This is a genomic window from Actinomadura montaniterrae (assembly GCF_008923365.1).
GTDB classification, from domain to species: Bacteria; Actinomycetota; Actinomycetes; order Streptosporangiales; family Streptosporangiaceae; genus Spirillospora; species Spirillospora montaniterrae.
Genome location: NZ_WBMR01000501.1, coordinates 1 through 834, shown reverse-complemented (window position 1 = coordinate 834; position 834 = coordinate 1). Strand labels below are relative to the sequence as shown.

Sequence of the window (834 nt, the reverse complement as noted above, 5' to 3'; positions counted from 1 at the left end):
GTCCGGCCCCGGCGTGGACGACCCGGACGGCCGGCACGCCGGGCGCCCGCAGGCGCGCGGCGCGGAGGCCCTCCGGCGGGCCGGGCTGCCCGCGCTGCTGATCCCCGCCCGGCACGGCGGCGGCGGCGCCACCTGGTGCACCGCCTACCAGGTCGTCCGCGAGGTCGCCGCCGTCAACGGCGACATCGGGCTGCTCCTCGGGCACCACTACCTGCTGTCCTGGACGCCCGCCCTCTTCGGCACCGGCGAGGACCGCGAGCGCGCCTGGCCGAGCGCCGCCGCCGGCTCCCGGCTCTGGGGCGGCGCTCCCGACCCGCGCGACACGTCCGTCCTGACGCTGACGCCGCGCCCGCACGGCGGCTTCGCCCTCGACGGCACGACGGCGATCACCGCCGGCGCCGTCCTCGCCGACCGGCTCGCCCTCGGCGCGACCCGCGCCGGCACCGGCGAGCCGCTCATGGTCCTGGTCGATCCGGACGGTCCCGGCGTCGCGCGCGCCGAGGGCGGGACCGCCACCGCGCCGAACGGAACGGTCCTTTTCTCCGGAGCCGCCGTGAGCGAGGACGACGTCATCGGACGTCCCGGCCCGGGCGCCCTGTCGCTGATGGCCTCCGCCATCCAGCTGATGGTCGCGCAGGTCTCCATCGGCATCGCCGAAGGAGCCCTCGACGCCGCCCGCGCGCACGCCGTCGGCCGGACCCGGCCCTGGCCGCTCGGGCAGGCGCGCCGCACCGGCGACGCCTACCTGGCCGGCGCCTACGGCGGCCTGCTCGCGCAGGTGCGCGCGGCGCGCGCGCTCGCGGACCTGGCCGTCGACGACCTCGCCCCGGCCCT

Annotated in this window: 1 protein-coding gene; it reads left to right on the top strand. The window is 79.7% G+C overall.

Translation table 11 applies throughout. The features are described 5' to 3' along the window. A partial coding sequence (locus tag F9B16_RS50520) for an acyl-CoA dehydrogenase family protein (protein ID WP_151547360.1) occupies window positions 1–834 on the top strand: 834 nt, incomplete at both ends.